The sequence below is a fragment of the Bradyrhizobium agreste genome (assembly GCF_016031625.1).
GTDB lineage: Bacteria > Pseudomonadota > Alphaproteobacteria > Rhizobiales > Xanthobacteraceae > Bradyrhizobium > Bradyrhizobium agreste.
In genome coordinates, this window is the sequence record NZ_JACCHP010000021.1 from 125,474 (window position 1) to 151,455 (window position 25,982).

Sequence of the window (25,982 nt, forward strand, 5' to 3'; positions counted from 1 at the left end):
AGAGCCTGCCGCGATTGTGCAGCTCAATTCAGCCGCCAGATCGACGGAAGCATCTGGCACCTCGCGCTTCTTCTCGCGCAATTGTATCATCTCGCCATGAGCGAATCCGACACGATGCCTGGCGCAGCCGCGGCCGTGCGCAAGATCATCCACATCGACATGGATGCGTTCTATGCGTCGGTGGAGCAGCGCGACAATCCGGAGCTGCGCGGCAAGCCGGTCGCGGTCGGCGGCTCCGCGGAACGCGGCGTCGTTGCGGCTGCGAGCTACGAGGCGCGCAGGTTCGGCGTGCGCTCGGCCATGCCGTCGGTGACGGCGAAGCGGCAATGTCCCGACCTGATCTTTGTCAGGCCGCGCTTCGAGGTCTACAAGGCGATCTCCAGGCAAATCCGCGACATCTTTGCCGAGCACACGCCCGTCATCGAGCCGCTGTCGCTGGACGAGGCCTATCTCGACGTCACGGAGAACCTGCAAGGCATCCCGCTGGCGCGGGACATCGCGCTGAAGATCCGCGCGAAGATCAAGGCCGAGACCGGCCTCACCGCGTCGGCCGGCATCTCCTACAACAAGTTCTTGGCCAAGCTCGCGTCCGATCATCGCAAGCCCAACGGCCAGTTCGTGATCTCGCCGGAGATGGGGCCGGCCTTCGTCGAGACGCTGCCGGTCGGCAAATTCCACGGCATCGGTCCGGCGACGGCTGCGAAGATGAACGCGCTCGGCCTGTTCACCGGCCGCGACATCCGCAACCAATCGCTGGAGTTCATGAACGCGAATTTCGGCAAGTCGGGCGCGTACTATTATTGGATCTCGCGCGGCGTCGACGAACGCCCCGTGCGCGCCAACCGGATCCGCAAATCCGTCGGCGCGGAGAACACGTTCTCGACCGACCTCGACGCGTTCGACGCGCTGGTCGCCGAGCTCAGGCCGCTCGTCGACAAGGTGTGGCGGCATTGCGAGGCGGCCGGCAATCGCGGCCGCACGGTCACTCTGAAGATCAAGTTCGCCGATTTCGAGATCATCACGCGCAGCCGATCGGTCGCGGCGGCCGTTGCCGGACGCGACGACCTGGAACGGCTGGCCTGCGGCCTGCTCGAAGCCGAGATGCCGCTGCCCAAGCGCGTCAGGCTGCTGGGGGTTTCGCTGTCGTCGCTTCATGCCGCCGGCGAGTCGGAGCCGCAGCTGACGCTGGGCATCTGAACGCGGCCCGAGCTATCTTCGACGACAAGGCGCACCGAGCGCGACGATCGGTGGCGGATCCGCCGACCCGCCACCGTTGGAGATCGATCGCGCTCGCGCCGCTCAATGCCGCACGTGCTCGAACACCACGATCACGCCGGTCGGCTCGGGCTCGTGCGCCATCAGGCGCGTCAGGTCGGAATCGCCCCAATCGGCGAGGCTGACGACCTCGCCGCTCTGGCGGTCGCTGCCAAGCGATCCCGTGGGCTCGAGGACCTTGAGGCCCATCTCGTCGACGAAGAAGGTGTGCTCGCCGAACATGCTGTTGAGCTGCGGCATCGCCGGATGTTCGTCGGGCAGCACCTGAGCGCCGAGCTGGTTGACGGTCTGCTTCACCTGTTCAGATGTGAGCTTCATGAGCTGCTCCGTTGCTGGATCCGGTTGTCATCGAGCCGGGCGGGAGCGAGCATTCCCTGCGCCCTTGTGCGCCTGGCTCAGAGTCCCGAACAGGTGCTGCGGACAAATGTTCCTGAAAAATGTATTTCGTGATCGGAAGTTTCATCGGCCGCGGCAAGGGCACGGAAGCGCCACAGGATGCACATCATTGAACCATTCGTTCCGGCTCGTCGCCATGCCGGCTTCACACCGCCGTGCTCAGGTCAGTACGAAATCGCCGCCGTTCAGGGCGGCGAGCTGAACATGCTCCAGCACCAAGCGATCGTGACCGAGTTCGACGACGACGTCGCTTCCCGCCTGGCGACTATGCGCCATCACCTGGTCGAAGCTGGAGAAATAGGCCGAGAGATCGACGGCATCGCCGCTTGTGGTGCCCGCGGCAAAATCGGCGACGCGCATCGAGCCTGCGTCCCTTTCGATGCGCACGAGATCATTGCCGCCGCCGAGATAGAGCTTTCCAGCGAGATGGCCATGTGAACCGAGGACGAACGTGTCGGCACCGTCGCCGAGCACGACGTCGCCGACGATGCTGCCATGATTGACCACCGTCTCGCGCCCATCGCCGCCGAGAATTGCGGTCCCCGCTGCCTTGATCAGGCCTGCATTGTCGAGGCGCGATGACGTCTCGGCGTTGGATAGCCCCGGGCGGATCATGGCGTTGAGCTCGACGGCGGCGGAGGCAGGATCACTGCTCCGGATCGCGCCATCCGACCTGTTCTCGACCAGCACATCGACGCCGGACACCAAGACGCCAGCGGCATGGATGTTACCCAGCGTCGGGCTGGCAGCTGCGCCACCATCCGTCGCAATATTGCCGCTGTTGACGAAGTGCGACCCGGTGCCGCCGAGGATCACACCGGCAGAGCCATCGCCGTGAGTATGGATCACCCCCTTGTTCTCGAAATCGCCGTCCTGCATCGAACGAAAACCGAACCTGTTCACGCCGAGAGCGACGCCGATGGCGACATCGCCTTCGGTGACGATGGTTCCGGCATTGACCAGCTCGAGATCGCGTCCGGCAGAGGCCATTCCGAAAGCGAGATCGCCATGCACGACCAGCCGTCCGAAATTCTCCAGGTGATGACCGCGGCCAAATCCGGCCATCGCCGTCGATTCGTCGCCGTTGATTTCGATCAGCCCTCGATTCGTAACCTCAGCGCCCGACGCCGCAGCACCGATCCCTGCATTGCCGTCGCCGTTCATGATCACCCTGCCGGTGTTGAGCGTTCGAGCCCCTTCACCGAACAGCAGCATCGCGACGGCCTCATCGCCACTGAACACCACATCGCCTGCATTGATCGCGTGAATCCGGTCGCCAAACCCGGCCATCACGACGGATGCGAATGCAGAACTGTCGATGCGGCCATGGTTGATCATCGTGCCGTCGGCACCGATCCCGGACATGCCGGAAGCAAAGTCACCGTGCACGCGCAATGTACCATCGTTGATCATCACGAACCGGTCGCCGAACACGATGATCGCGTCCGAGGTGACTTCGTCCCCGTCCACGTTCGGATCCGGATCGAACGAGCCGCCTTGCGTGATCACCGACCCGAAATTGCGGATCTGTGCGTCATCGCCGAGCACGACGATACCAGCCGCGCCGAGCCCGCTCGTGGTGATCCGGCCGAAGTTGTCGATCATGACACGGTCCGCGTTGGCGGATATCCCGTTGGCGAGATCGCCGCTCGTCGTCAGCGAACCGAAATTGAAAACCAGCTCGTCGGCCGTGCTAGTTGTCAGCGCGTCTTCGTCAAAGCCGGTTGTCGTGAGCTTCCTGAAATTGAACATCACCATGGCGGCCTCCGACATTCGCTCGGGGCTCGATCGGCGCGCCAAGCATCATCGTCGATCAGAAGGCCAGCGCTCTCGCGGCTTTCTGCGCTTCTCATATTCTTGCGTGCGGCCAGGCCGATTGCAACATCCTATACGCAGGGGCGGCGCGATCTACTCGCTCCTGTTCTCGCCGACGGACAGCGCGCAGATACGTGACAGATATGTGTACGGCAGGCCGGTCTCCTCGGCCCAGGCGTTGAACTGCGCCTGCACCTTGGCGAGATCGCCCTTCGACTTGACCTCCTCGGCGATGTCGAGACCCGCATCGCGCAGGCAGGCCACGACGTCCTTGGACGTCACGAAACCGTCCCAGCCGACGAAGCGCAGCAGCATCTGGCCGGTGTTGCCGCCGAGCCGGCTGCCGCGCTTGTTGAGGAGATCGAGCAGGCCGATCTCGTCGGACGACGGCCATTTCGCCAGAAACTTGCCGAAGCTGCCGTGCTCCTTCGCGATCTCCTGGACGAACACGGCGTTGTCGCGCACCGACATGATCTTGGCACCGTTGCGCACGATGCGTGCGTCGCGGAGCAGGCCCTCCCAATAGTCTTCGGGCTGGAAGCTGAGCTTGGCGGGCAGGAAATGCAGGAAGGCCTGTTCGAAGCCGTCCCATTTGGAATCGATCACGCTCCAGGCAAAGCCGGCGCAGAACACCCGCTTGGTCATTTCGGCGAGGATACGGTCGTCGCCAAGCTTGGCCAGCCGCTTGAGGTCCGGCCTGGCCGGCATCAATTTTTCCAGCGCCTTGGGCCCGCCCTTGCGCTTCTCGGCGCGGGCGCGAATGGTCTTGAAGGGGGTCATGTGGACACGCGCTCTCGAGGATGAGCCACGACATCAGAATTCGGCGATCCGGTCCAGCCCGCATTGCCGCCTTGCGCTCTGCGACGGGGCGCAGCATGCTGTCGCTCATAGGATTGACGCAAAGGGCCGGCCGGGCTGGTCTGCTTCTTGCTTTATGCCGTTTTGGAATTCCCTGACATTTTGATCTCTGGCCGTCGGATTTTCCATGCGCTGCCTGGTCGTGGCCGACCTGCACTATTCGCTGCCTCAGCTCGACTGGCTGGTCAGCGCGGCGCCGCGATTCGACCTCGTGATCTTCGCCGGCGACGCGCTCGACATCGGCTCGATGGTGGATTTCCGCGCCCAGATCGTGGTGGTGAAAAAGTACCTCGCGCTGCTGGCCGCGACGACCCGCGTGATCCTCTGCTCCGGCAATCACGATCTCGACGAGCGCAACGCCGAAGGCGAGAAGATTTCGCGCTGGATCTCGGAGGTGCGCGAGCTCGGCATCGCCTGCGACGGCGACAGCCTCACCGTCGGCGATACCCTTTTCACGGTGTGCCCGTGGTGGGACGGACCCCAGGTCAAGCAACGCCTCGTCGAGCAATTGCGCGACGCCGCGGCCGTCCGGCCGCCGCGCTGGATCTGGGCGCATCATGCGCCGCCGGCGGATTCACCGACGAGCTGGGGCGGCAAGCGCTTCTTCGGCGACGTCGAGCTGGTGCAGTGGATCATGCAATACCAGCCGTCGATGGTGATCTCGGGCCATGTGCATCAATCGCCCTTCATCAGCAATGGATCGTGGTTCGACCGGCTGGGCCAGACCTGGGTCTTCAACACGGGCCTGCAACCCGGCCGTCCCCCGACCTGCATCGTGCTCGATCTCGATGCCGACAAGGCATTCTGGCTCGCGGCCGGCGAGGCGCAGTGGATCGACCTCAATGCGCCGCTGCGGCGGCCCGCTGCCCCCATCGAGGCGCCGCCCGACTGGCTCACATTCTTGGATCGGATTGCCGATCCGAGCCTGGCGAAACCTCAAGCGGCGGCAGGTTGATCATGCTCTGCAGCACCTCGCCGACCATGGCCAGATGCGTGCCGTGGTCGGAATATTGCCGTTTGAGATCGGCGAGATAGGTGTTGGCGACGTTGAGCCGCTGCGCCAGCATTTTTGCGATCAGCAGCGCCACGCCCGGCTCCTTCTCGAGGAACGAGGCGGCATCCTCGAATTCGTAGACGATGGCGTCGGAGCAGGCCCGCACGGTGGCGGTGTGCGGCTGGCCCAGCAGCACGGACATCTCACCCAGCACCGCGCCGGGCTCGGTCACGGTGGCGACCACCATCTCGCCCTTGAGCACCTCGAGCCTGCCTTGGATCAGCACGTAGAGATGGCCGGAGGTGCCTCCCTCGGCGACGATGATCGTGCCGGCGGCCAGCTGCCGCTCCGTTCCGCCTGTGCAATAATCGAGGACTGCACGCATGTGCGAAAGCTCCTGTCGCGAGGGGATACCCAACGCCGGACGACTAGAGCACGATCCATGCCGGGCGGCAATCAGCGGGGGCCGGCTGGCGCGCGAGGCGCGTCACACCCGGGAGAGCGAGGGCACGTCGCCTGGCAGGATGGCCTGGAGGCCGCCAAAGCGGCGCTCGCGGCCATGGAAGGCGGCGAGCGCCTCGGCAAGATCGCCGGCATCGAATTCGGGCCACATCCGCTCGGTGAAGTGCAGCTCGGCATAGGCGCCTTCCCAAAGCAGGAAGTCCGACAGCCGCTTCTCGCCGGAGGTGCGGATGATGAGGTCGACGTCGCGAAGGCCAGCCTCGCCAGTGACCAGCTGCGAGAAGGCTTCGCGGGTCAGGCTGGTCAGCGCGGCCGCCTTCGCGGCGGCATTGAGGATGGCGTCGCGCGCGGAATAATCGACGGCGATGCGCACGTGCAGCGTGCGGCCATCGGCGGTAGCCGCCTCGGCGCGCGCGATCGCGGCGGCGATGCCGTCGGGCAGGCGGTCGCGGCGGCCGATGACGGAGAGGCGCACGCCGTTCTTGACGAGGCTCTGAACTTCGTTGGCGAGGTAGAAGCGCAGCAAGGTCATCAACGCCGCGACCTCGGCCTTCGGCCGCCGCCAATTGTCGGTGGAGAAGGCGTAAAGCGTCAGCGTACCGATGCCCTGCTTGGGCGCGGCCTCGACGATGCGGCGGATGGCCTCGACGCCGGCCTCGTGGCCGCGCACGCGCGACAGGCCACGCCGCGTCGCCCAGCGGCCGTTGCCGTCCATGATGATGCCGACATGAAGCTTCTCGTTACGGGACGTGATGTCACTTTGCATTGCAAAGTCTCCGGTCAAAAAAGGGGAGGATCAGGTCGAGGCGACACCGAGGCGGCCGAGCGGCGGCGCCTCGCGGCCGGCGGCCTTCGCCGCGTCGCGCACCAGCCGCTCGAGCACGGCGAGATAATCGAGGAAGCGGCGGCGGCCGGCCTTGGTGAGGCGGCAGGTGGTGTGCGGGCGATTGCCCTCGTAGCCCTTGGTCACCTCGACGAGGCCGGCCTCCTGCAGCACGGCAAGGTGCCGGCTGAGATTGCCGTCGGTGAGGCCGCAGAGCTGCTTGAGATCGCCGAATGCCAGCCCCTTGGGATGCGCCATCAGCGAGGTCAGCAGCCCGAGCCTCGCCTTCTCGTGGATCACGCGGTCGAGCCCTTCATAGGAGAAGGGCGCGCTGTCAATCTTCGACATCGTTGTCTCCGGACGCGAAATGCAGAATGGCCGCCATCAACGATTGCCCGATCACGAAGGGCAGGCCCATGGTCCATGGCGACAGCGTGTGGGTTCGGCTCGCGAGCACCACGACCGCGAAGCCGGACACGAAATACCAGGCGCCGGCGAGCGCGACGGTGCGCGGCAGCGAGCGGACCGAGGCGAAGATGCCGAGCGACACCAGGATCTGCCACAGGCCCGGCAGCAGCCACAGCGTCTCGCTCGCGAACTTCCACATCACCACCGCGAACAGAATTCCGGCAACGCCCGCCGGCAGGAACTGCTCGACCGCCTGGTGAATCATCGCGTCGGCGAGACCGGAATGATGACGTCGCGACCGCGCGCGCATCTCGACGCCGATGATCAGCCCCGAGAGCGCGGCGGCGATGAACCAGCCGATGAAGAAACCGAGCGGCTCGCCGGTCGGATCATCCAGCAACCAGAATTGCAGTACGGCGGTGATGAGCGCAACAGCGCCGGTCGCCACCATCGTCGCCGGGCCGTAGCCGCGGAAGGCGGTGCCCGCCGCGATCTGGCTGCGGATCGTCACGATGTCGGCCAGCGCCTTGTCGAGATCGCGCATCGGCAACGCCAAAACCTCGTTCCACCCGGGAATTGCGGGACCACAGGCCCAGTTACTTTGTATTGTAAAGTATATGGCACCGCAAAGTAAATGCAAGCCCGAACTGCTGCGGGCAGCCGGACGACGAAAGCGGACAACTGACGGTTGCGTCTCACCTACCCTCGCGGATAGGATGGATCCAGGCGTGTTTTCCGGGGGCTGGTATGTGGTTGAGGTCGTTGGTCGTTGCGTTCGTGTTGCAGGCGAGTGCGGTCGCGGCGAATGCGGCGGGGCCGTTCGGCACCGTCAATGTCGGCAACTGGGTCGGCGGCGCCTTCAGCAATGACGAGACGGGCGCCTTCTCCCATTGCGCGGCGACGACGCCCTATGCAAACGGCGTCATCCTGGTAGTGAGCAAAAATGCCGCCGGCACCTGGTTGCTCGCCTTTGCGAGTCCGAGCTACCGCTTCAACAAGGGCGAGAGCGCCGCGATCGACGTGACCTTTGACGGGCAGGAGCAAGCCAGGCTGTACGCGACGGCGTATCAGTCCAACATGCTCACGGCGGTCATGCCGCTCAATGTCGTGCGGACGTTTCAGAAGGCGAGCCTCATGGTGGCAACTGCCGGCCGCGCCGTTCTGAATTTCGATCTGACATCGACTGGGCCGGTGATCGCGGCATTGACCAATTGCGTGAGCAAGGTGAAAGTCGACGGGCTCGACAAGGCGGGCGATTTCACCAAGATTGCGGCCAAGCCGGCAGCGGCGGCGGAGAAGCAGGCGACACCGCCGGCCGGCGGCAAACCGGCCCGAGGCAGGAGCGGCACCGGATTCGTCGTCAGCACGGGCGGGCACATCGTCACCAATCACCATGTGATCGACGGCTGCGTCGGCGACATCAAGGGCAATCTCACCGGCGAGACCGCAATGGTGCTGCGCGTCGTCTCGAGCGACGCCAACAACGATCTCGCTTTGCTGCAGGCGCCATCGACGACGACCTTCAAGGACTTTGCCCGGATCCGCGACCGCTCGATCCGCTCCGGCGATTCCGTCGTCGCGATCGGCTTTCCCTATCATGGCATCCTGACCTCGGACTTCAGCGTGACCACCGGCATCGTGAGCTCGCTCAGCGGCATGCGCAACGACTCGCGCTTCCTGCAGATCAGCGCACCCGTGCAGCCCGGCAACAGCGGCGGGCCGCTGTTCGACGGCACCGGTCAGGTCGTGGGCGTGGTCACCGGAAAGATCCCAGCCTTGCGCATTGCCGTGGCGACCGGCAACATCCCTGAAAATATCAACTTCGCCATCAAGACCGGCGTGCTGCGCGACTTCCTCGACAATTCCGTCGTGCCTTATCAGACCGCCGAGCCGAAGAGCGAGCTCAAGACCACCGACATCGCCGCCAACGCCCGGCCGTACACGATGCTGATCTCGTGCAATGCGGCGGAACAGGCGGACGCGAAGCGGTAGGAAAGCGATGCAACCAACTCCGTTATCCTGAGGCGCTCACACTGCAACGCAGTGTGAGCCTCGAAGGATGAATCGGCCCGGATGCAGCTGGGCCGCCGCCCTTCGAGGCCTCCGCTTCGCTCCGGCACCTCAGGGTGACGGTGACAGAGTAGAGTTCGCGGCGCGGCCCGCTCCCTCACCCGTGACAGCACGCCGCCTTCGCCGGCTGCGGCTCGTACTGGTCGCGCAGGCGGACCCAATCCATTGGATAGGGCAGGCCTTCCTCGTGACGGCCGAGCGGGGTGAGATCGAGATATTGATAGGCGGCGTTCATCATATCGAGGCCGCGGGCGAAGCAGGAATAGGTGTGGAAGATCGCGCCGGCCTCGTCGCGGTAGAACACGCTGATGCCGGGCAGCTCGGGGCCGTAGATCGGCGTGGTGCCGAAATTGTACATCGGCTTGCCGGTCGCGACCTCCTCGGGCGAGAACGTCACGCCGTAATCGCGGTTGAAATCGTTGCGGCCTGAGGAAACCCAGTCGAAGGTCCAACCCATCCGCTTCTTGAAAGCCTCGAGCTTTGCGCTTGGGGCCAGCGAGACCGCAACCATGGCGGTGTCGCGCGCGGCCAGGTGCGGCACCATGCGCTCGAACCCGTCGGCCCAGAACGAGCAGCTCTTGCAGGCCGCGTCCCAGTCAGGCGCGAACATCACGTGCTGCACGATGAGCTGCGGCCGGCCCTTGAACAGGTCGCCCATCGACACGATGCCGTTCGGCCCTTCAAATTCGTACGTCTTGTCGACCTTGACCCAGGGAAGCCCGCGCCGCTCCTCGGCGAGCCGTTCGCGGGCCTGCGTCAACTCCTTCTCGTGAGCCAGAAGGGCCTTGCGCGCGATGATCCATTGCTCGCGCGAGACGATCTGATGTTGCTGCATGGCGTTCTCCCTTGGGGTCAGGCGACGAAAGCATCGAGCTTGTCGAAGAACGAGCTCCAGCCGCGCTGGTGGTTGTCGCGCGCGGTCTCGTCGAAGAACTGGGCGTGATGGAAGATCATCAGGGTGCCGGCGCCATCCGGCTTCAGCGAGATCGTCACCAGCGATTCACGCTCCGGCGTCGAATGCCAGGCCCAGGTGAAGACGAGCAGCTCGTTCGGCATCACCTCGCGATAGCGGCCGCCGGCCTCGAAATATTCACCGTCGTCGCGGGTGAAGCTGATGCGAAACCGGCCGCCGACGCGAACGTCGAGTTCGGCTTGAAGCGAAGCCGGCTTCATGTTCGGCGGCCCGAACCATTGCGCTAGCTGCGCGGCTTGCGTCCAGGCGGCGTAGACCTTTTGCGGCGGCGCGCGGAGCCGGCGCGTGAGCGTGAGGCTTGGACGTTCTGCCGGGTGTTCGGCGGCGTTGGCGGCTGCGTTGGCCATGTCTCTTCCTCCACGAAGGCGGCGAGGCGATCGAGATTGTGGGACCAGAACTGCGCATAGCGATTGAGCCAGTTCATCGCCTGCTCCATCGGCTGCGCTGTCAACCGGCATGCGACCGTGCGCCCGGTCTTCTCGCGCACGATCAGCCCGGCGTCCGTGAGCACGTCGAGATGTTTCATGATCGCCGGCAGCGACACCGGAAACGGCGCCGCCAGCTCGCTCACCGACAGGCCGTCCTGCTCGCCGAGGCGCGCCAGCAAGGCACGCCGCGTCGGGTCTGACAGCGCCGCAAAAGTCCGGTCCAGCGTCTCGTCCTGATACTTAACCATGTGGTTTAGTATAGACGCGAGCGCGACGACGTCAAGCCGGAACCCGCAGGTGCGGATCCGCACGACTGCGTGATCTGTTGCTGGACGCAGCCAAGAAAAAAGCCCTGCCGAACGGCAGGGCTCTCTCCCTCGTCATCACGAGATTTCTACTCGACCTTCAGGCCGGCGAACTCGACGACCTTCTTCCACTTCTCGGTCTCGGCCTTGATCTCCTCGCCGAACGCCTCGGGGGTCTGGGGCCGCGGCTCGCCGCCGAGTTCGACCAGGCGCTTGGCCATGTCGGGCTCCTTGATCACCGCGTTGACCTCGGCGTTGAGCTTGGCGATGATTTCCTTCGGCGTGTTCTTCGGCGCGCCCATGCCGAACAGCGCGCTCGCCTCATAGCCCTTGACGGTGTCGGCGATCGGCTGCACGTCGGGCAGCTGCGGCGACCGTTCCGTGGTGGTGACGCCGATGGCGCGCAGGCTGCCGGAGCGGATGTGCTGGATGATCGAGGGCATGTTGTCGAAGATCACCTGCACCTGGCCGGCGAGCATGTCGGTGATCGCGGGCGCGGCGCCGCGATAGGGCACGTGTTGCATCTTGCAGCCGGTCATGGCCATGAACATCTCGCCGGACAGATGCACCGAGGTGCCGTTGCCGGACGAGGCCATGTTTACCTTGCCGGGATTGGCCTTCACGTATTCGATGAACTCGGCGACGTTCTTGGCCGGCACGTCCTTGTTGACGGTCATCACGTTCGGCACGCGCTGGAACGAGGCGATCGGCGCGATGTCGCGCACGAAGTTGAACTTCAAATTGGCGTAGAGCGAGGCGTTGATGTAGTTGGCCGGATTGACCAGCTGCAGCGTGTAGCCGTCGGGCTCGGCATTGATGACCGATTCGGTCGCGATGTTGTTCCCGGCACCCGGCTTGTTCTCGATCACGAATTGCTGGCCGAGCTTTTCCGACAGCCGCTGGCCGATCAGCCGTGCCAGGATGTCGGTGGCGCCGCCCGGCGGATAGCCCACCACCCATTTCACCGGACGGGCCGGATAATCGGCGGCAAGGGCCTTCGACAGCGGGGTGGCTGCAAGCGGACTGGCGGCGAGCAGGCCCAGCGCGGTACGGCGAGTGATCATCTCAAGGGTTCTCCCAGTGTTGTTCTTGAAGGTCGGATGGCTTGAAGGCCGGGTCGCTGCGGTTGTAACAAAGCTTGCCGAGTGCGGAAAGTGCGCGGGGCACATCACGACGAAAGGATGAGACATGACGGTCAAGGTTCATGCCCTGGATCATCTCGTGATCAATGTCAGCGACGTCGCGGCAAGTGCTGCGTGGTACGGCAAGATTCTCGGCATGGATGTCAAGGTGTTCGATCCCGGCGGCGGCAAAGCGCCGCGGACTTTCCTTGAATTCGGTAACCAGAGGATCAACGTCCGGCAACGCGATGCCGACAAGACGGAGTGGTTCACCGCGGACCATCCGACCGCGGGCAGCGAAGACCTGTGCTTTCTCACTTCGGCCACGCCGGACGAGGTGGTGGCGCATTTGCGGGCACATGGCGTCGCGATCGAGGAAGGCCCGGGCCCGAGGCAAGGCGCCCGCGGCACGCTGCGCTCGGTCTATTGCCGGGATCCCGATGGCAGCCTGATCGAGATCTCGTCGTACGAAAACTAGACTCGTCATTCCGGGGCGGTGCGCAGCACCGAACCCGGAATCTCGAGATTCCGAGTCTGGTCCTTCGGACCATCCCGGAATGACAACAGAGAGAGATTCGCCCCCCGATTTGCGTCCCGCGTCGTCCGATGGCAGGAAGACGCAATCATCACAAGACAGCCGCCAGCAGGATGCAGGCTGCACCGGGAGGAGCCATGCCAGTTCAACAGACCACAGCCGGAATCGTGGGCCCGTTCGATGGGCTCGACGTGCCCTGGCTGCTCAAGCTGCGCGCCGAGGTCCGGCGCGATCATCCGTTCCTGATCTGGGCGCCGTTCGACGCGCCGGCGCGGCGCTGGAGCTACGGCGAGTTTCACGAGCGGGTCGGCGCGCTCGCGGCCGGCCTCGCCAGGCGCGGCATCAAGCCGGGCGAATATGTTCTCATCCATCTCGACAATTGCATCGAGGCGATGCTGGCCTGGTTCGCCTGCGTCGAGCTCGGGGCCGTCGCGGTCACCACCAACACGCGCTCGGCGCCGGCCGAGATCGCGTATTTCGCCGATCATTGCGGCGCGGTCGCCGCGATCACGCAGCCGACCTATGCGGAAGTCGTCGCGCAGAACTGCCGCAACATGAGCTGGCTGGCGGTGACCTCGCACGATGCGGGCGCGGCGCCCGCGCGCGGCGTCTCGCGCGGCGACAGCTTCGAATCGCTGTTCGCCGACAGCGCCGATCGTCCCCGGCGCGCTACCGATCCGCTGGCGCCATGCAGCGTGCAATACACCTCGGGCACGACGTCGCGGCCGAAGGCGGTGCTGTGGACCCATGCCAACGCGCTGTGGGGCGCCAAGATCAACGCCGCGCACGAGGACCTTCACGCCGCCGACGTGCACCAGGCCTACTTGCCGCTGTTCCACACCAATGCGCTGGCCTATTCCATGCTGGCGACGCTGTGGGTCGGAGCCACTTGCGTGATCCAGCCGCGGTTCTCCGCGAGCAGATTCTGGGGCGTCGCGCGCGAGCATGGCGCGACCTGGACCTCGACAATCCCGTTCTGCATGAAGGCGCTGCTCGAGCAGGAGATCCCGAAGGACCACAAGTTCCGCCTGTGGGGCACCGCAATCAACGAGCCGCCGGCCTTTGCCGCCTTCGGCGTCAAGACGATCGGCTGGTGGGGCATGACCGAGACCATCACCCACGGCATCGTCGGCGAGGTCGATCAGCCCAACATCCCGATGTCGATCGGCCGCGCCGCGCCCGAATATCAGATCCGCATCACCGACGATGACGGACGGCCGACGGAGGTCGGCGACACCGGCAATCTCGCGATCAAGGGCATCCGGGGCCTGTCGCTGTTCGCCGAGTACCTGCACAACGAGAGGGCGACGCGCGAGAGTTTTGACGAGCACGGCTTCTTCCTCACCGGCGACCGTGTCGAGCGGCTTCAGAACGGCTTCATCAAGTTCGGCGACCGCGCCAAGGACATGCTGAAGGTGGGCGGCGAGAACGTTGCGGCCTCCGAGATCGAGCAGGTGATCGCGCTCGTGCCGGGCGTGCGCGAGGCCGCGGTGGTGGCCAAGAAGCATCCGATGCTGGACGAGGTGCCGGTGGTCTTCATCATCCCGCAGGGCGGCGTCGCGGGTGCTGCGCCCGACCTGCAGGATCGCGTGATGGAAGCCTGCCGCAAGGGCCTCGCCGACTTCAAGCTGCCGCGCGAGTTCAGGTTCGTCGACGACATGCCGCGCTCGACGCTGGAGAAGGTGGCGAAGGCGGAATTGCGGAAGATGGTGGGGTAAGAAGACGTCACGTCATTCCGGGGCAACGCGCAGCGTTGAACCCGGAATCTCGAGATTTCCGGGTTCGATGCTTCGCATCGCCCCGGAATGACGGACTAGATTGCCTAGAACGACCCCAGCGCCACCGGGCGGAACGCCTGCAGCAGCTGCTGGTCGAGCTTGCCGCCCATGCCTTCCATCATCGTGAACGCACGCGAATGGGTGAAGGGCATGCGGTAGGCGCGCTTCTCGACGAGCGCGGCGTAGATGTCGACGATCGTCGTCAGGCGCACGATGTCGCTGATCTGGTTCGACGACAGGCCGTTCGGATAGCCGGAGCCGTCGAGGAATTCGTGGTGATGCAGCACCACGTCCAGCATCTCCGGCGGGAAGCCGCCTTGGGCGGCGAGCGCCTCGTAGCCGCGGCGCGGATGCTGGCGGACCTGGGCCATCTCCTCGTCGGTGAGCTTGCCCGGCTTGTCGAGCAGCCAGGCCGGAACGAAGGCCTTGCCGACGTCGTGCAGCAGCGCGGCGCGGGTCAGACGGCGCTGGTCGTCCTCGCGCATGCCGAGATGCTGGGCGAAGGCGACGGCGAAGCCGGTGACGAACAGGCAATGGCGATAGCTGCCGACATGATGACAGCCGACCGTGGTGAGCCATTCGCGCAGCGAGGAATGCTTGATCGCCTTCAGGATCTTGCTCTCGGCGGCGATGACGTCGTCGAAGGTCAGGGGCACGCCGAGCGGCAGCTTCTCGAACATCTTGGTCAGCACCGCATGCGCCGCCTCGACGCCGCGGTTGAGCGTCTTGCCGCGATCGGTCGCGTCATAGGCCGCGGTGTCCGGGAAGGCGGCACGGATGCGCTGCAGGATGGCCTCGGCCTGGAGCGGCCGTGAGATGGTGTCGGTCGCACCGAGCGCCCAGGCCTGCATGGTGCCGTGATGCAGGGCGTCCGCGAGCACGAACAGCCGCGGCATCGAACGATAGGCATCGCCGCGCAGCTTGTTGCGGACCCGCTGCACGCTCTCGGGCGAGCGCAGGTTGATGTCGACCACGAGCCCGGAGAGATCGCGCGACGGCTGGGCGGGGATCTCCTCCGTCTTCACTGTGGAGACGTCGCCGACCGCCTTCAAGATGCTGGCGAGCTCGCTGCTGCCGTCACTCCGATCGGAGGCGAGCAGAAGCCGGCGTTTGGCGGCGGGTTTGGCTGAGGCGTTCATGGCTTCCCCACAAGTACCGGGACCTCGGGCGTATTGGCCTGTCAGCCTAAGCCGGATCAGGTTCCTTGGCCCTTAAGATGCGTGCTCAATGGAGGCTTGGGGAATTGCACGCAATTTTAGGGATCGGGTTCGGGGAGGGGAACTTCAAAACCGGCGAAAACAACCCCATGCACAGTAGAACGGGCATTGATCAATAAGGGGAATTTTCTTCGTCATGGCCGGGCTTGTCCCGGCCATCCACGGCCTTGGTCCCCCGCCCGCGAAGAACGTGGATGCCCGGGACAAGCCCGGGCATGACGGCGTGCGGAGAGAAAGGATCCTAAGCAAATCCGCCGGAGGTTTCCCCTCCGGCGGATCGGCTCATTTGGCAATCGCGGCTCGGCTTACGCCTTCATGCTCGCCTTCACGGCCTCCGCCGTGATCGGCAGGGCCCGGACGCGGGCGCCGCTGGCATTGAAGATGGCGTTGCCGATGGCCGGCGCGACCACGGTGACCGCCGGCTCGCCGACGCCGGTGGCCTTCTCGCCATTGGCGATCACGGCAACCGCGACTTCGGGCGTCTGGCTCATGCGCAAGGGCGTGTAGCTGTCGAAATTGGTCTGCTCGATGCCACCGTCCGTCAGCGTCGCCTTCTCGTACATCGCCAGCGACAGGCCCCACAGCGCCGCACCCTCGACCTGGGCGCGGATGTTGTCGGGATGCACCTGCGTGCCGACGTCGGTAGCGACCGTGAGCTTCTTCACGGTCACCTCCCCCGACGGCGCGACGGCGACGTGAGCCACGCACGCCGTCCAGCTCGCGGTCGCGCGCTCCTGCGACGACACGCAGGCGACGCCCATGCCCTCGCCTTTCGGCAATTGCTTAGTGCCGTAGCCCGACAGTCCCATCGCGGCGAGCAGCGTGTTGCGCAAGCGCTGCGCGCCGCCGTCGTTCTTGCCGGCGCCGTCGAGCAGCGAGATGCGGAACTGCGCGGGATCCTTGCCCGTCGCCGCCGCGATTTCGTCGATCATGCTTTCGACGGCCCAGAAGGTCCAGCCGGGCGCCACCGAGCGAAGCTGGCCGGAGGGCGTGGCGTTGTGCGCGAGCTCGTTCTTGATCGCGCGCACATAATGGTTGGGCACGGTGTAGAAGAAGTCCGCCCCGTTCACCGTGAAGGAATCGAGCGGGCCCTTCTTGTCGACCGAAGGCGTCAGGAAATCGGGAATTCCCCAGCGCGCGGTCGGCCAGGCCGAGACCACGTCGTGGCTGATCGCGATCAGCTTGCCATCGCCGTCCACGCCGGCCTTGACCTTCTGGTAGGTGAGCGGCCGCGAGAAATCCATCGTCATGTCGTTCTCGCGCGAATAGATCACCTTCACGGGCTTGCCGACCGCCTTGGCCGCCTGCACGGCCGGAATCATCATGTCGGCATCGAGACGCCGGCCGAAGCCGCCGCCCAGCCACATCTGGTGCATGACCACGAACTTCGGATCGATCCCGGCCGCGCCCGCCGCGATCGCGCCGGAGCGCGTCGCGAACTGGTTGCCGGAATAGATGTGCAGGATGTCGCCCTTGAACTCCGCAGTGGCGTTCATCGGCTCCAGCGGCGCGTGGATGTTGATGCTGGTGGTGTATTCCGCCTCCAGCACCTTGGCCGCCGAGCCGAAGGCCGCATTGGGATCGCCGTCCTTGACGAAGAACTGGCCGGAATCCTCCAGGCCCTGCAGCCGCTTGGCCTCGTCGAGCAGCGCCTGGCTCGACAGCTTCGCATTCGGGCCCGAATCATAGGCGATCTTCAGCGCCTGTGCCGCCTTCTTGGCGTTGGCATAGGTGCTGGCGACGGCGACGACCCAGCCCGACGTCGTGCCGGTCTTGTCGTCGAGCGTGACGGCCTTGATGAAGCCCGGCACCTTCTTTGCCGCGCTGTCGTCGACCGATTTCACCGTGGCGCCGAAGCGCACCGGCGGCGTGACGATCGCGCCATAGGCCATGCCCGGCAGCATCACGTCGATGCCGTACTTGGCCGTGCCGTTGGTCTTGGAGGGGATGTCGAGCTGCGGCACCGAGACGCCGATCATGGTGTATTGGTCCGGCGTCTTCAGCTTGATCGCCTTGAGCTCGTCGGGCGTGAAGGTTTTCGTCGCCTTGCCGCTTTTCACGACATCGGCGAACGACATCTGCTTCTTCGATTTCGGATGCACGATCATGGAATCGCGCACCACCAGCTCCGATGCCGGCACGCCCATGGCGGCGGCAGCACCTTCGGTCAATGCGATCCGCCCGGCCGCACCGGCCCGGCTCATGGCGTCGAAGTTCATCATGGTCGACCAGCTGCCGCCGGTGATCTGCGCGCCCAGCACGGGATCGTTGAACTTGGGATCGTTGGAGGCGAGCTGCACGCGCATGTCGCTCCATTTCGCGCCCAATTCCTCGCAGACGATCTGCGCCATGGTGGAGGCGATGTGCTGGCCCATGTCGGCCTTGCCGCAGGTCACGGTGACGAGACCGTCCGGCGAGATCGCATACCACACGCTCGGCTCGAAACTGGCGGGCGCCGCGGCGGCTGCCGTCTCGATGCCGGGCACGCCGGCATAGCCGAGCACGAGGCCGGTCGCGGCGGTGCCGACGAGGAAGGAGCGGCGGCTGAGATCCGTCGTCTCAGGTGTCACGTTCTTCACATGCTCGTTCATGTGGGCCTCCGCTCGCTCGAGGTGGCCGAGGCGGTGCGCATCTCGGATGCGGCGCGCATGATCGCCTTCTGGATCCGCGAATAGGTCATGCAGCGGCAGAGATTGCCGTCCATATGGGCGACCACCTCTTCCTTGGTCGGATTGGGATTCTTGGCGAGCAGCGAGGCCGCCTGCATGATCTGGCCGGACTGGCAATAGCCGCATTGCGGTACCTGCTCGGCGATCCAGGCCTTCTGCAAGGGGTGATCGCCCTTGGCCGAGAGGCCTTCGATGGTGGTGATCTTCTTGCCGGCGACGTCACCGACCATGGTCTGGCACGAGCGCACGGCCTCGCCGTTGACGTGCACGGTGCAGGCACCGCACAGCCCGGCACCGCAGCCGAACTTGGTGCCGGTCATCTGCAATTGCTCGCGGATCGCCCAGAGGAGCGGCGTGTCGTTCGCCGCATCCACGGACAGACTCCGCCCGTTGATGGTGAGAGTTGGCATAGGCGTCTTCCCCTGCCGGTGCATGAAGCCGCTTACGGCGGCAACTTGAATGGCGGACGCCCACCGGGCTGGCGTCAGCCTTGCCGGCGAGAATGATCGCGTTCCGGCGCGGAGGCAAATGCAATTTGGAACGAGTCGAAAAAACGACCAGCACATCCTCCCGTTGTGCGCCGCGCCAGGGGCGGCGACGCAGCCACTGGACACAACAGCGCGTGCCTCCGGCATGCGTGCCATCGCATTCAGGCAGTTTCTTCGAGGTAACTTGGCGAGCTAGAGTGCCGCCACACGGAAACCCTCAACCCTCCCCTGGAGGGGGAGGGTCGATCGCGCGCAGCGCGAGCGGGGTGGGGTGATCTCTCCGCACGGACACTGTTGGACGCGGAGAGACCGTCACCCCACCCCGTCTCACATGTCGCTACGCTTCATGTGAGCCGACCCTCCCCCTCCAGGGGAGGGTGAAGCACCGAGCGAGCGGCGAGAAAAAAAGGGCAGGAAACAATGCCGAAGGTTAACCGGGACGGCGTCAACGTCTACTACGAAGTTCATGGCAACGGGCCGCCGCTGCTGCTCACGCATGGCTATTCCTCGACATCGGCGATGTGGCATGGACAGGTCGACGCGCTGGCGAAGGATCACACGCTTATCTTGTGGGACATGCGCGGCCACGGCCAGTCCGATTACCCTGACGATCCCAAGGCCTATAGCGAAGACCTCACGGTCGGCGACATGGCGGCGATCCTCGATGCGGTCGGCGCGGAGCGCGCCATCATCGGCGGGCTCTCGCTCGGCGGCTACATGTCGCTCGCGTTCTATCGCGCACATCCGGAGCGGGCCCGCGCGCTGCTGATCATCGACACCGGCCCCGGCTTCAGGAAGGACGATGCGCGCGAAGCCTGGAACGCGCGGGCGCTCGCCACCGCCGACCGGCTCGAGCGCGAAGGCCTCGATGTCCTGAAATCGGCGACGCGCGAGCGCGCCACCGCGAACCATCGCAACGCCAGGGGACTGGCCCTTGCCGCGCGCGGCATGCTGACCCAGCGCGATGCGCGCGTGATGGAGCTGCTGCCCGAGATCAGAGTGCCCAGCCTGATCGTGATCGGCGCCGACGACACCCCGTTCCTCGCCGCGTCCGATTACATGGCCGCAAAAATCCCCGGCGCACAAAAGGTCGTGATCCCCGCGGCCGGACACGCCGTCAACATCGATCAGCCCGAGGCTTTTGTTGACGCGGTCGTGCCTTTCCTGAAGAACTTGCCGGCATAGGCCGATCGAGCAGGGACATAGGCGATGAAGCTGATGATGCTGGCTGCGGGCACGATGTTGCTGTCGCTATCCGCGCAGGCCGAGCCGATCGGCGCCGTGCCGCCGCGGCAGCCCTTCGTCATGACATTGTCGAACAACATTCCGCTCGCCTTCGGCATGGATGCCGAACAGACCGCACGCGCGCTCGGGCAGCCGCTGCAATATGTGCGGGGCCGTCCCGGCCACGAGATCTACCTCGCGTTGCGCAACATTGGCGGCAGCCGCCTGATCCCCTACCGCCACCGCCTGTTCCTGCAATTCCGCCACGGCCGGCTGGCGGGGTGGACGGAGGATTACGGCGAGAACTGGATGTGGGAGTGAGGGCAGTTCTTCGTGACGCAAAGTGATCGGATCTACGCCGTCAAGCGCTGATATTGCCAACATCGTCATGGCCGGGCTTGTCCCGGCCATACGATCTTTCGGGCGGCACCAAGAACGTGGATGCCCGGGACAAGCCCGGGCATGACGAGTTTGTGGAGCGAGCAGAATTCCCAATCAAATAGCAACCAAGAAGGACAACCCGCGTGGGACAAGACATCAAGCTGACGGCCTCGGACAATTTCCAGCTCGGCGCCTATCGCGCTGACCCTGCCGGTGTGCCGAAGGGCGCGGTGGTGGTGATCCAGGAGATCTTTGGGGTCAATCACCACATCCGCTCGGTTTGCGACCGCCTGGCCGGGGAAGGTTATGTCGCGATCGCGCCGTCGATCTTCGACCGGACGGCGCCGAACTTCCAGTCGGGCTATTCGCCCGACGAGATCGCGGAAGCGCGCAAGTTCGTGGCCAATCCGGACTGGGCCGCGATGCTGCGCGACACGCAAGCTGCGATCGATGCGGTGAAGAGCATCGGGCCCGTGGGCATCATCGGCTTTTGCTTAGGCGGCAGCATCGCTTTCGTCGCGGCGACGCGATTGACCGGCCTGAAGGCTGCGATCGGCTATTACGGCGGCGCCGTCGTGCGCTTCGCCGACGAGACGCCGAAGGTGCCGACCCAGCTGCATTTCGGCGAGAAGGATGCCGGCATTCCGCTCGCCGACGTCGAGACCATCAGGGCCAAGCGGCCCGAGGTCGAAGTTCATATCTATCCGGGCGCCCAGCACGGCTTCCATTGCGACGAGCGCGCCAGCTACGACAAGGCCAGCGCCGACATCGCCTGGCCGCGCAGCATGGCGTTCTTCGCGAAGCATTTGAAATAGGAATGGCGCTCTCGCCTTCCGTCATTCCGGGGCGACGCGTCAGCGTCGAGCCCGGAATCCATCGGGCGTCAGAGCCGGTCGATGAATGGATACCGGGTTCGCGCTACGCGCGCCCCGGAATGACGAGGAGAGGTTTGGACTGAAATCTAGAACCAGCGCTCGCCGACGAACACAGTGTCGCCGGGCGCGAGCGGCGTGCCGAGCGGCACCACGGCGCGCATGGCGCCGCCGCTCTCGCTGTGCGTGACGGTGACGAGGTCGCGCTTGGCGCGCGGCGAGAAACCGCCGGCGATGGCGACCGCGCTCTCGACCGTCATGTTCGGCACGTAAGGATATTGGCCGGGCGCGAGGACCTCGCCGAGGATGAAGAACGGACGATAGGTCTCGATCTCGACCGCCACCGAAGGCTCGCGGATATAGCCGTTGCGCAGGCGTGCGGCGATCTCGCCAGCCAGCCCTGCCGTGGTGCGGCCGCGGGCCGGCACCGCGCCGATCAGCGGCATGGTGATGGAGCCGCCAGCATCGATCGCATAGCTGTTGGTGAGACCTTCCTGGCCGTAGACCACGACGCGAAGCTTGTCGCCGGCATCGAGATGGTAGGAGGCGCCGCTGCGCACCGCCATCGGCGCGGCGTAGCCGACCGGCATCGGCGCCGGCGAGGCGGCAAAGGAATTGCTGAACGCCGCGATGGCACCGCCGCCGTTGCTGGCGACGACGACCGGCTGCGGCGCATTATAGGGCTGGCCATAGGCCATGGCATCGAGATCGGGACGAGGCTGCACCATCGCGACGGGGGTTGCGGTCTGCATGCAGCCGCCCAGGGCGAGCGCGGCGGACGCTGCCAAGGACGCCAAGTTCGACCATCGAAACGCGCGTGCAACCGGCACCGGACCCATCCTCGCAACGAGACAGCTCCAGTGATGCACCGGTTATGGTTAATAAAGCGTTGAGTGTCTTACCCTCCCCTGGAGGGGGAGGGTCGATCGCACGAAGTGCGAGCGGGGTGGGGTGATCTCTCCACACGGGCAGTGTTGGATGTGGAGAGACCGTCACCCCACCCCGGCTCACATTTCGCTGCGCTCAATGTGAACCGACCCTCCCCCTCCAGGGGAGGGTAAGCGACACCTTGCTTGCGGCGAACTTACGCGCTCACGCCGACCTCAATCCCGGGAATAGCCGATCAAGGGCTTGCGCGGGCGGAACAGGATCATCAGGAGGATGCCCAGAATGCCGAGGACGGCAAAGACCGGCTGCTCCAGCACCAGGCGGATCACCGAGGTCCAGAGCCAGGGCGCCTTGGCCTCGACCCAGGTGCGGAAGGCGGATTGGCTGGCCTGATTGATGTCGTTCCAGAACTGGCCGAAGCGGGTGAATTTGAGGGTCTGGTCGGCCACCCAGCGGGCGCCGTCATAGACCATGAAGATGAACCCGCCGGCGAGCAGCAACAGCCCAATCAGTCGGAAAAAGCCGCGGATCATGCCTCACCTACGATGGTCGTCCGAGCGGACGACCTTGCGGAACGATGCCAGCCAATAGCCGGGCGACGGCAGAAATTCAACCTCTTCAGGGCGTTACGGCACAAATCCCGGCTGCCAAAGGCGCGTTTCCACCCCCGAAAGCGTTGACGGTGCGAAAGACCCTCTCTATAAGGGCGCCAACTGGCGGTGGGCGCAATCCCGCCGCCGCTGTTCTTTGAGCAGTTGCAGGCACCCTGGGCTTCAGGACTTTCTCTTGAAGACACCTTGGAGCCTCAGAGACAGCCGCAAGGCGGTCATGTTCCGGGAACGGCCCAGCAACCGAACACCCTAAATCCGAGCGTCGATTACGCGGTCAAGCAAGCCGGCGCTACCCGACCAAGACGCGACCGGTACCCGCAAAGGACATTGAGACCATGGCCAATACCACTTCCGCCAAGAAAGCGACGCGCAAGATCGCCCGCCGCACCGCCGTCAACAAGTCGCGCCGCACCCAGATGCGTGGCGCCGTGCGCACTGTCGAGGAAGCCATCAAGAGCGGCGATCGCGCCGCTGCCGTGAAGGCACTCGCGACTGCCGAGCCCGCCTTGATGCGCGCCGCCCAGCGCAACATCATTCACAAGAACAACGCCAGCCGCAAAGTCTCGCGCCTCACCGCGCAGATCGCCAAGCTCGCGAAGTGATCTTTAGCGACATCGCCTGATCGGTCGATCCGGTCAGCGCGTCAAAAAGCCCGGCCTCGCGCCGGGCTTTTTTGTTGGCTGTCATAATCACGCAAGCGCGCGAGGCTCACGCGCCGCTTGGACGTTTTGCATCGTCTGCGTTGGTCTTCGTTCGGTAGTTCTACCTGCCGATGTTCGGCAACAGCGGAAACTTCACCGCGTTGCAAAAACCCCTGTGCGGCGGGCGCGAATTGAATCGGTGGCCGACGAGAGTTCTGCACACCGTAGATTCACCGGAACGCGTGTGAATGTGGAGTTACCCTGCAAAACGAGTCTCGAAAAGCGATGACTCGATAATCACTTATCAACATAGCAGCGACAAGCATTTGGAAAATTCGCCCGCACGTCGGGCGCATGACGAATTTATAAAAAAAATTTGGCGCTGAACGAGAATTGTCACATGACGCGCGGCCTTCTCGATTCTGTGCACGGATTCAAAAACTTGCTTCGGAGCCTGTGAACAACTCGTGCGCGGCGTTAACCGAGGTCAAGTTTTTTGACGGCTCAAGTGTGAATCAATTTCGTTGCGAGTCTTTCCGCTTAGTGTATTCCTTAACCCAGTCAGCGGCGCCCACGATCTTCAGACCAGCGCGGTTTAGGAAACGGGGCGAGCGTGCAAATCGGCGGCGGTGTGCACGTAGGCGACGCTTCAACAAGTGATGTCGGTACAAAACCCATAGCAATATGGGAATGGTAGCTCATTGCCTGAATGTCTCCAAGCGGGATCATCTCGCTCGCGCCAAGCGCAAATGAGAGACATCGCAAAGCTACCCCGGCACGCAAAGGTGGCGACGTCGAACTGGCGACCAGTACATTGGGCAGGCATCCGCGACAGGAGTACGGCGCGGTTGTCTTTCGGACACGCAGGACCTTGTCGTGGGCGATCACGGCAGGACGGGGAGGTATCATGTCTTACGGACTCAACGCGGTATTGCAGCACGTTTCCTTTTCTTCGAACGATGCCGTTTCTGCTCCGTCGGATTTCCAGCCTCCCGCGTGTGACGGAGCGCCGAGTACGCGCTGACCTCGCGACCCCTCCATCTCCGACATCGCTGATCTGACCCGCGGCGTTCGCGCCGAACGGTCGAGCCATGCCTGACGATGGACTCGCTCGAGGTCGCGCCACTTCAGGGACGGTGGCAGGAACCCTGCATGGCGCTCACAAACGCAACCATATCTCTCAAGAGAAGTTTTCAGACGATGACAATGGAACAGGATCGCTGGTCACGCGTGAAGGGTCGGCTGCGCTCGAGTGTTGGCGAGGACGTCTACACGAGCTGGTTTGCACGCATGGATCTGGAAGGCGTGCAGGACGAGAGCGTGCGGCTGTCGGTGCCGACGCGATTCCTGAAAAGCTGGATCCAGGCCCATTACGCCGAGCGCGTGCTGTCGTGCTGGCAGGCCGAGATGCCGGAAGTGCATCGCATCGACCTCACGGTGCGGTCCGCTGTCCGCCCCTCCGCGCAGCCGAAGGAAGTGCCCGCGCCGGTCGAGGCGCGCCGCGCGCCGGCGCCGGAATTGCGTTCGACCGCGACCGCGCCGGTCTCCGCCAGTCATGACGCGCTCGGCGGCTCACCGCTCGATCCGCGCCTGACTTTCGCGAGCTTCGTCGTCGGCCGCTCCAACACGCTGGCCCATGCGGCCGCGCGCCAGGTCGCCGAAGGGCGTCGCGGCGACCCCGTGATGTTCAACCCGCTCTACATCCATGCCGGCGTCGGCCTCGGCAAGACGCATCTGCTCCAGGCCGTGACCTGGGCCGGCAATTCCGGCAACGAGCGCAAGGTGCTGTATCTCACGGCCGAGAAATTCATGTACGGCTTCGTCGCCGCGCTGAAGACGCAGACGGCGCTGGCCTTCAAGGAAGCGCTGCGCGGCATCGACGTGCTGGTCATCGACGATCTCCAGTTCCTGCAGGGCAAGTCGACCCAGGCCGAGTTCTGTCACACGCTGAACGCGCTGATCGATGCCGGCCGCCAGGTCGTGATCGCGGCTGACCGTCCGCCGTCCGATCTGGAAAGCCTGGACGACCGCGTGCGCTCGCGGCTCGCCGGCGGGCTCGTGGTCGAGATGGGATCGCTCGGCGAGGAGCTGCGCCACGGCATCCTGAAGTCGCGCGTCGCGGCGGCCCGCGCCCATCATGCGACTTTCGAGGTGCCCGAGGAGGTGCTGCATTATCTGGCGCGCACCATCACCCATAACGGCCGCGACCTCGAAGGCGCGATCAACCGCCTGCTCGCGCATTCCAAGCTCAACAACCGGCCGGTGACGCTGGAGATGGCCGAGCACGAGGTGCGCGACCTGGTGCGGCCGCAGGAGCCGAAGCGGATCAAGATCGAGGACATCCAGCGCGTGGTGGCACGGCAGTATAATGTCAGCCGCTCCGACCTCTTGTCCTCGCGCCGCACCGCCAACGTGGTCCGCCCGCGCCAGGTGGCGATGTATTTGGCCAAGACGCTGACCCTGCGCTCGCTGCCCGAGATCGGCCGCCGCTTCGGCGGACGCGACCACACCACCGTGCTGCACGCGGTGCGCAAGATCGAGGCGCTGGTCTCCAAGGACACCGCGCTGTCGGAGGAAGTGGAATCGCTGAAGCGCCAGCTTCAGGAATAAAGGCCTATTGCTTCTCTTCACCCCCGGCTCCTTTACCTCTCCCCGCTTGCGGGGAGAGGTCGGAATGCGCGCGCAGCGCGGATTCCGGGTGAGGGGGTACAGGTCCAACCGGCAGGTTCACCCGCGGAGAGAGGCCCCTC

The 25,982-nt window shown here is 64.9% G+C and carries 25 protein-coding genes and 1 pseudogene; 10 read left to right on the top strand and 16 right to left on the bottom strand.

Annotated features, from left to right (window positions below):
• Positions 1–96: 96 nt before the first annotated feature.
• The gene (gene dinB / locus HZZ13_RS27775; RefSeq protein ID WP_197962711.1) at positions 97–1,197 is read left to right on the top strand and encodes a DNA polymerase IV; all 1,101 of its coding nucleotides are present in this window, start codon (positions 97–99) and stop codon (positions 1,195–1,197) included.
• A 102-nt stretch (positions 1,198–1,299) separates the two neighbouring features.
• Here the strand turns inward: dinB and HZZ13_RS27780 are convergent, their stop codons facing one another.
• The 3 genes from HZZ13_RS27780 to HZZ13_RS27790 all read right to left on the bottom strand — a co-directional run bounded on the left by HZZ13_RS27780 (position 1,300) and on the right by HZZ13_RS27790 (position 4,266).
• Entirely contained in the window at positions 1,300–1,593 is a 294-nt protein-coding gene (locus tag HZZ13_RS27780; RefSeq protein WP_036024052.1) for a hypothetical protein, read from the bottom strand.
• Positions 1,594–1,830: 237 nt separating this feature from the next.
• Positions 1,831–3,429, bottom strand: a complete 1,599-nt coding sequence (locus HZZ13_RS27785; RefSeq protein ID WP_197962712.1) for a hypothetical protein — start codon at positions 3,427–3,429, stop codon at positions 1,831–1,833.
• A 150-nt stretch (positions 3,430–3,579) separates the two neighbouring features.
• Positions 3,580–4,266: a DNA-3-methyladenine glycosylase I gene (locus tag HZZ13_RS27790; RefSeq protein ID WP_197962713.1), complete on the bottom strand. Its 687-nt coding sequence runs from the start codon at positions 4,264–4,266 to the stop codon at positions 3,580–3,582.
• A gap of 205 nt (positions 4,267–4,471) precedes the next feature.
• On the opposite strand from HZZ13_RS27790, the gene HZZ13_RS27795 reads away from it, so the two are divergent.
• Positions 4,472–5,299, top strand: coding sequence for a metallophosphoesterase family protein (locus tag HZZ13_RS27795; protein ID WP_197962714.1), 828 nt, complete (start codon positions 4,472–4,474; stop codon positions 5,297–5,299).
• Here the strand turns inward: HZZ13_RS27795 and HZZ13_RS27800 are convergent.
• The 4 genes from HZZ13_RS27800 to HZZ13_RS27815 form a co-directional block, all read right to left on the bottom strand.
• Complete coding sequence (locus HZZ13_RS27800) at positions 5,238–5,723, bottom strand: Crp/Fnr family transcriptional regulator (RefSeq protein WP_197962715.1); 486 nt, start codon at positions 5,721–5,723, stop codon at positions 5,238–5,240. The genes HZZ13_RS27795 and HZZ13_RS27800 overlap by 62 nt on opposite strands.
• A gap of 102 nt (positions 5,724–5,825) precedes the next feature.
• The gene (locus HZZ13_RS27805) at positions 5,826–6,566 is read right to left on the bottom strand and encodes a di-trans,poly-cis-decaprenylcistransferase (protein WP_197962716.1); all 741 of its coding nucleotides are present in this window, start codon (positions 6,564–6,566) and stop codon (positions 5,826–5,828) included.
• Positions 6,567–6,596: 30 nt separating this feature from the next.
• A complete protein-coding gene (locus tag HZZ13_RS27810) occupies positions 6,597–6,971 on the bottom strand; it encodes a transcriptional regulator (RefSeq protein ID WP_197962717.1) in 375 nt (124 codons plus the stop codon).
• Positions 6,958–7,575 (bottom strand): hypothetical protein, encoded by a 618-nt coding sequence (locus tag HZZ13_RS27815; protein WP_197962718.1) that lies wholly within the window; start codon positions 7,573–7,575, stop codon positions 6,958–6,960. The genes HZZ13_RS27810 and HZZ13_RS27815 overlap by 14 nt, the downstream gene beginning before the upstream one ends.
• 203 nt (positions 7,576–7,778) lie before the next feature.
• Here HZZ13_RS27815 and HZZ13_RS27820 point away from each other — a divergent pair, with 203 nt between their 5' ends.
• The gene (locus tag HZZ13_RS27820) at positions 7,779–9,023 is read left to right on the top strand and encodes a S1C family serine protease (RefSeq protein ID WP_197962719.1); all 1,245 of its coding nucleotides are present in this window, start codon (positions 7,779–7,781) and stop codon (positions 9,021–9,023) included.
• Between the two features lie 175 nt (positions 9,024–9,198).
• Here the strand turns inward: HZZ13_RS27820 and HZZ13_RS27825 are convergent, their stop codons facing one another.
• From HZZ13_RS27825 to HZZ13_RS27840, 4 genes and pseudogenes are all read right to left on the bottom strand, one after another.
• Complete coding sequence (locus HZZ13_RS27825) at positions 9,199–9,936, bottom strand: DUF899 domain-containing protein (RefSeq protein ID WP_197962720.1); 738 nt, start codon at positions 9,934–9,936, stop codon at positions 9,199–9,201.
• A 17-nt stretch (positions 9,937–9,953) separates the two neighbouring features.
• Positions 9,954–10,289, bottom strand: a pseudogene (locus HZZ13_RS27830) (SRPBCC family protein); the annotation flags it as partial.
• 8 nt (positions 10,290–10,297) lie between these two features.
• A complete protein-coding gene (locus HZZ13_RS27835; RefSeq protein ID WP_311972757.1) occupies positions 10,298–10,813 on the bottom strand; it encodes an ArsR/SmtB family transcription factor in 516 nt (171 codons plus the stop codon).
• Between the two features lie 83 nt (positions 10,814–10,896).
• Complete coding sequence (locus HZZ13_RS27840) at positions 10,897–11,871, bottom strand: Bug family tripartite tricarboxylate transporter substrate binding protein (RefSeq protein ID WP_197962721.1); 975 nt, start codon at positions 11,869–11,871, stop codon at positions 10,897–10,899.
• 124 nt (positions 11,872–11,995) lie between these two features.
• Between HZZ13_RS27840 and HZZ13_RS27845 the strand changes: the two genes are divergently transcribed.
• Positions 11,996–12,406 (top strand): VOC family protein, encoded by a 411-nt coding sequence (locus HZZ13_RS27845; RefSeq protein ID WP_197962722.1) that lies wholly within the window; start codon positions 11,996–11,998, stop codon positions 12,404–12,406.
• Positions 12,407–12,600: 194 nt separating this feature from the next.
• Positions 12,601–14,181, top strand: coding sequence for an AMP-binding protein (locus tag HZZ13_RS27850; protein WP_197962723.1), 1,581 nt, complete (start codon positions 12,601–12,603; stop codon positions 14,179–14,181).
• A gap of 104 nt (positions 14,182–14,285) precedes the next feature.
• On the opposite strand, the gene HZZ13_RS27855 is transcribed toward HZZ13_RS27850, so the two are convergent.
• The 3 genes from HZZ13_RS27855 to HZZ13_RS27865 all read right to left on the bottom strand — a co-directional run bounded on the left by HZZ13_RS27855 (position 14,286) and on the right by HZZ13_RS27865 (position 18,537).
• The gene (locus tag HZZ13_RS27855; protein WP_197962724.1) at positions 14,286–15,380 is read right to left on the bottom strand and encodes an HD-GYP domain-containing protein; all 1,095 of its coding nucleotides are present in this window, start codon (positions 15,378–15,380) and stop codon (positions 14,286–14,288) included.
• 383 nt (positions 15,381–15,763) lie between these two features.
• Positions 15,764–18,049 (bottom strand): xanthine dehydrogenase family protein molybdopterin-binding subunit, encoded by a 2,286-nt coding sequence (locus HZZ13_RS27860; protein ID WP_197962725.1) that lies wholly within the window; start codon positions 18,047–18,049, stop codon positions 15,764–15,766.
• Positions 18,046–18,537 carry a (2Fe-2S)-binding protein gene (locus tag HZZ13_RS27865; RefSeq protein WP_036002624.1) on the bottom strand — a complete coding sequence of 164 codons (492 nt, stop codon included), beginning with the start codon at positions 18,535–18,537 and terminating at the stop codon, positions 18,046–18,048. Before HZZ13_RS27865 ends, HZZ13_RS27860 begins: the two co-directional genes overlap by 4 nt.
• A 498-nt stretch (positions 18,538–19,035) precedes the next feature.
• Here HZZ13_RS27865 and HZZ13_RS27870 point away from each other — a divergent pair, with 498 nt between their 5' ends.
• The 3 genes from HZZ13_RS27870 to HZZ13_RS27880 all read left to right on the top strand — a co-directional run bounded on the left by HZZ13_RS27870 (position 19,036) and on the right by HZZ13_RS27880 (position 21,035).
• Positions 19,036–19,800: an alpha/beta fold hydrolase gene (locus HZZ13_RS27870; RefSeq protein WP_197962726.1), complete on the top strand. Its 765-nt coding sequence runs from the start codon at positions 19,036–19,038 to the stop codon at positions 19,798–19,800.
• A gap of 24 nt (positions 19,801–19,824) precedes the next feature.
• Complete coding sequence (locus HZZ13_RS27875; protein ID WP_197962727.1) at positions 19,825–20,160, top strand: hypothetical protein; 336 nt, start codon at positions 19,825–19,827, stop codon at positions 20,158–20,160.
• Between the two features lie 203 nt (positions 20,161–20,363).
• Positions 20,364–21,035, top strand: a complete 672-nt coding sequence (locus tag HZZ13_RS27880) for a dienelactone hydrolase family protein (RefSeq protein ID WP_197962728.1) — start codon at positions 20,364–20,366, stop codon at positions 21,033–21,035.
• A gap of 146 nt (positions 21,036–21,181) precedes the next feature.
• Here the strand turns inward: HZZ13_RS27880 and HZZ13_RS27885 are convergent, their stop codons facing one another.
• Positions 21,182–21,922 (bottom strand): polysaccharide biosynthesis/export family protein, encoded by a 741-nt coding sequence (locus HZZ13_RS27885; RefSeq protein ID WP_197962729.1) that lies wholly within the window; start codon positions 21,920–21,922, stop codon positions 21,182–21,184.
• Between the two features lie 273 nt (positions 21,923–22,195).
• Complete coding sequence (locus tag HZZ13_RS27890) at positions 22,196–22,513, bottom strand: hypothetical protein (RefSeq protein ID WP_025033220.1); 318 nt, start codon at positions 22,511–22,513, stop codon at positions 22,196–22,198.
• 413 nt (positions 22,514–22,926) lie between these two features.
• On the opposite strand from HZZ13_RS27890, the gene rpsT reads away from it, so the two are divergent.
• Together rpsT and dnaA are read left to right on the top strand one after the other, a co-directional pair.
• Positions 22,927–23,193: a 30S ribosomal protein S20 gene (gene rpsT / locus HZZ13_RS27895; protein ID WP_024338506.1), complete on the top strand. Its 267-nt coding sequence runs from the start codon at positions 22,927–22,929 to the stop codon at positions 23,191–23,193.
• 1,239 nt (positions 23,194–24,432) lie between these two features.
• Positions 24,433–25,842 carry a chromosomal replication initiator protein DnaA gene (gene dnaA / locus HZZ13_RS27900; RefSeq protein ID WP_197962730.1) on the top strand — a complete coding sequence of 470 codons (1,410 nt, stop codon included), beginning with the start codon at positions 24,433–24,435 and terminating at the stop codon, positions 25,840–25,842.
• Positions 25,843–25,982: the final 140 nt, after the last annotated feature.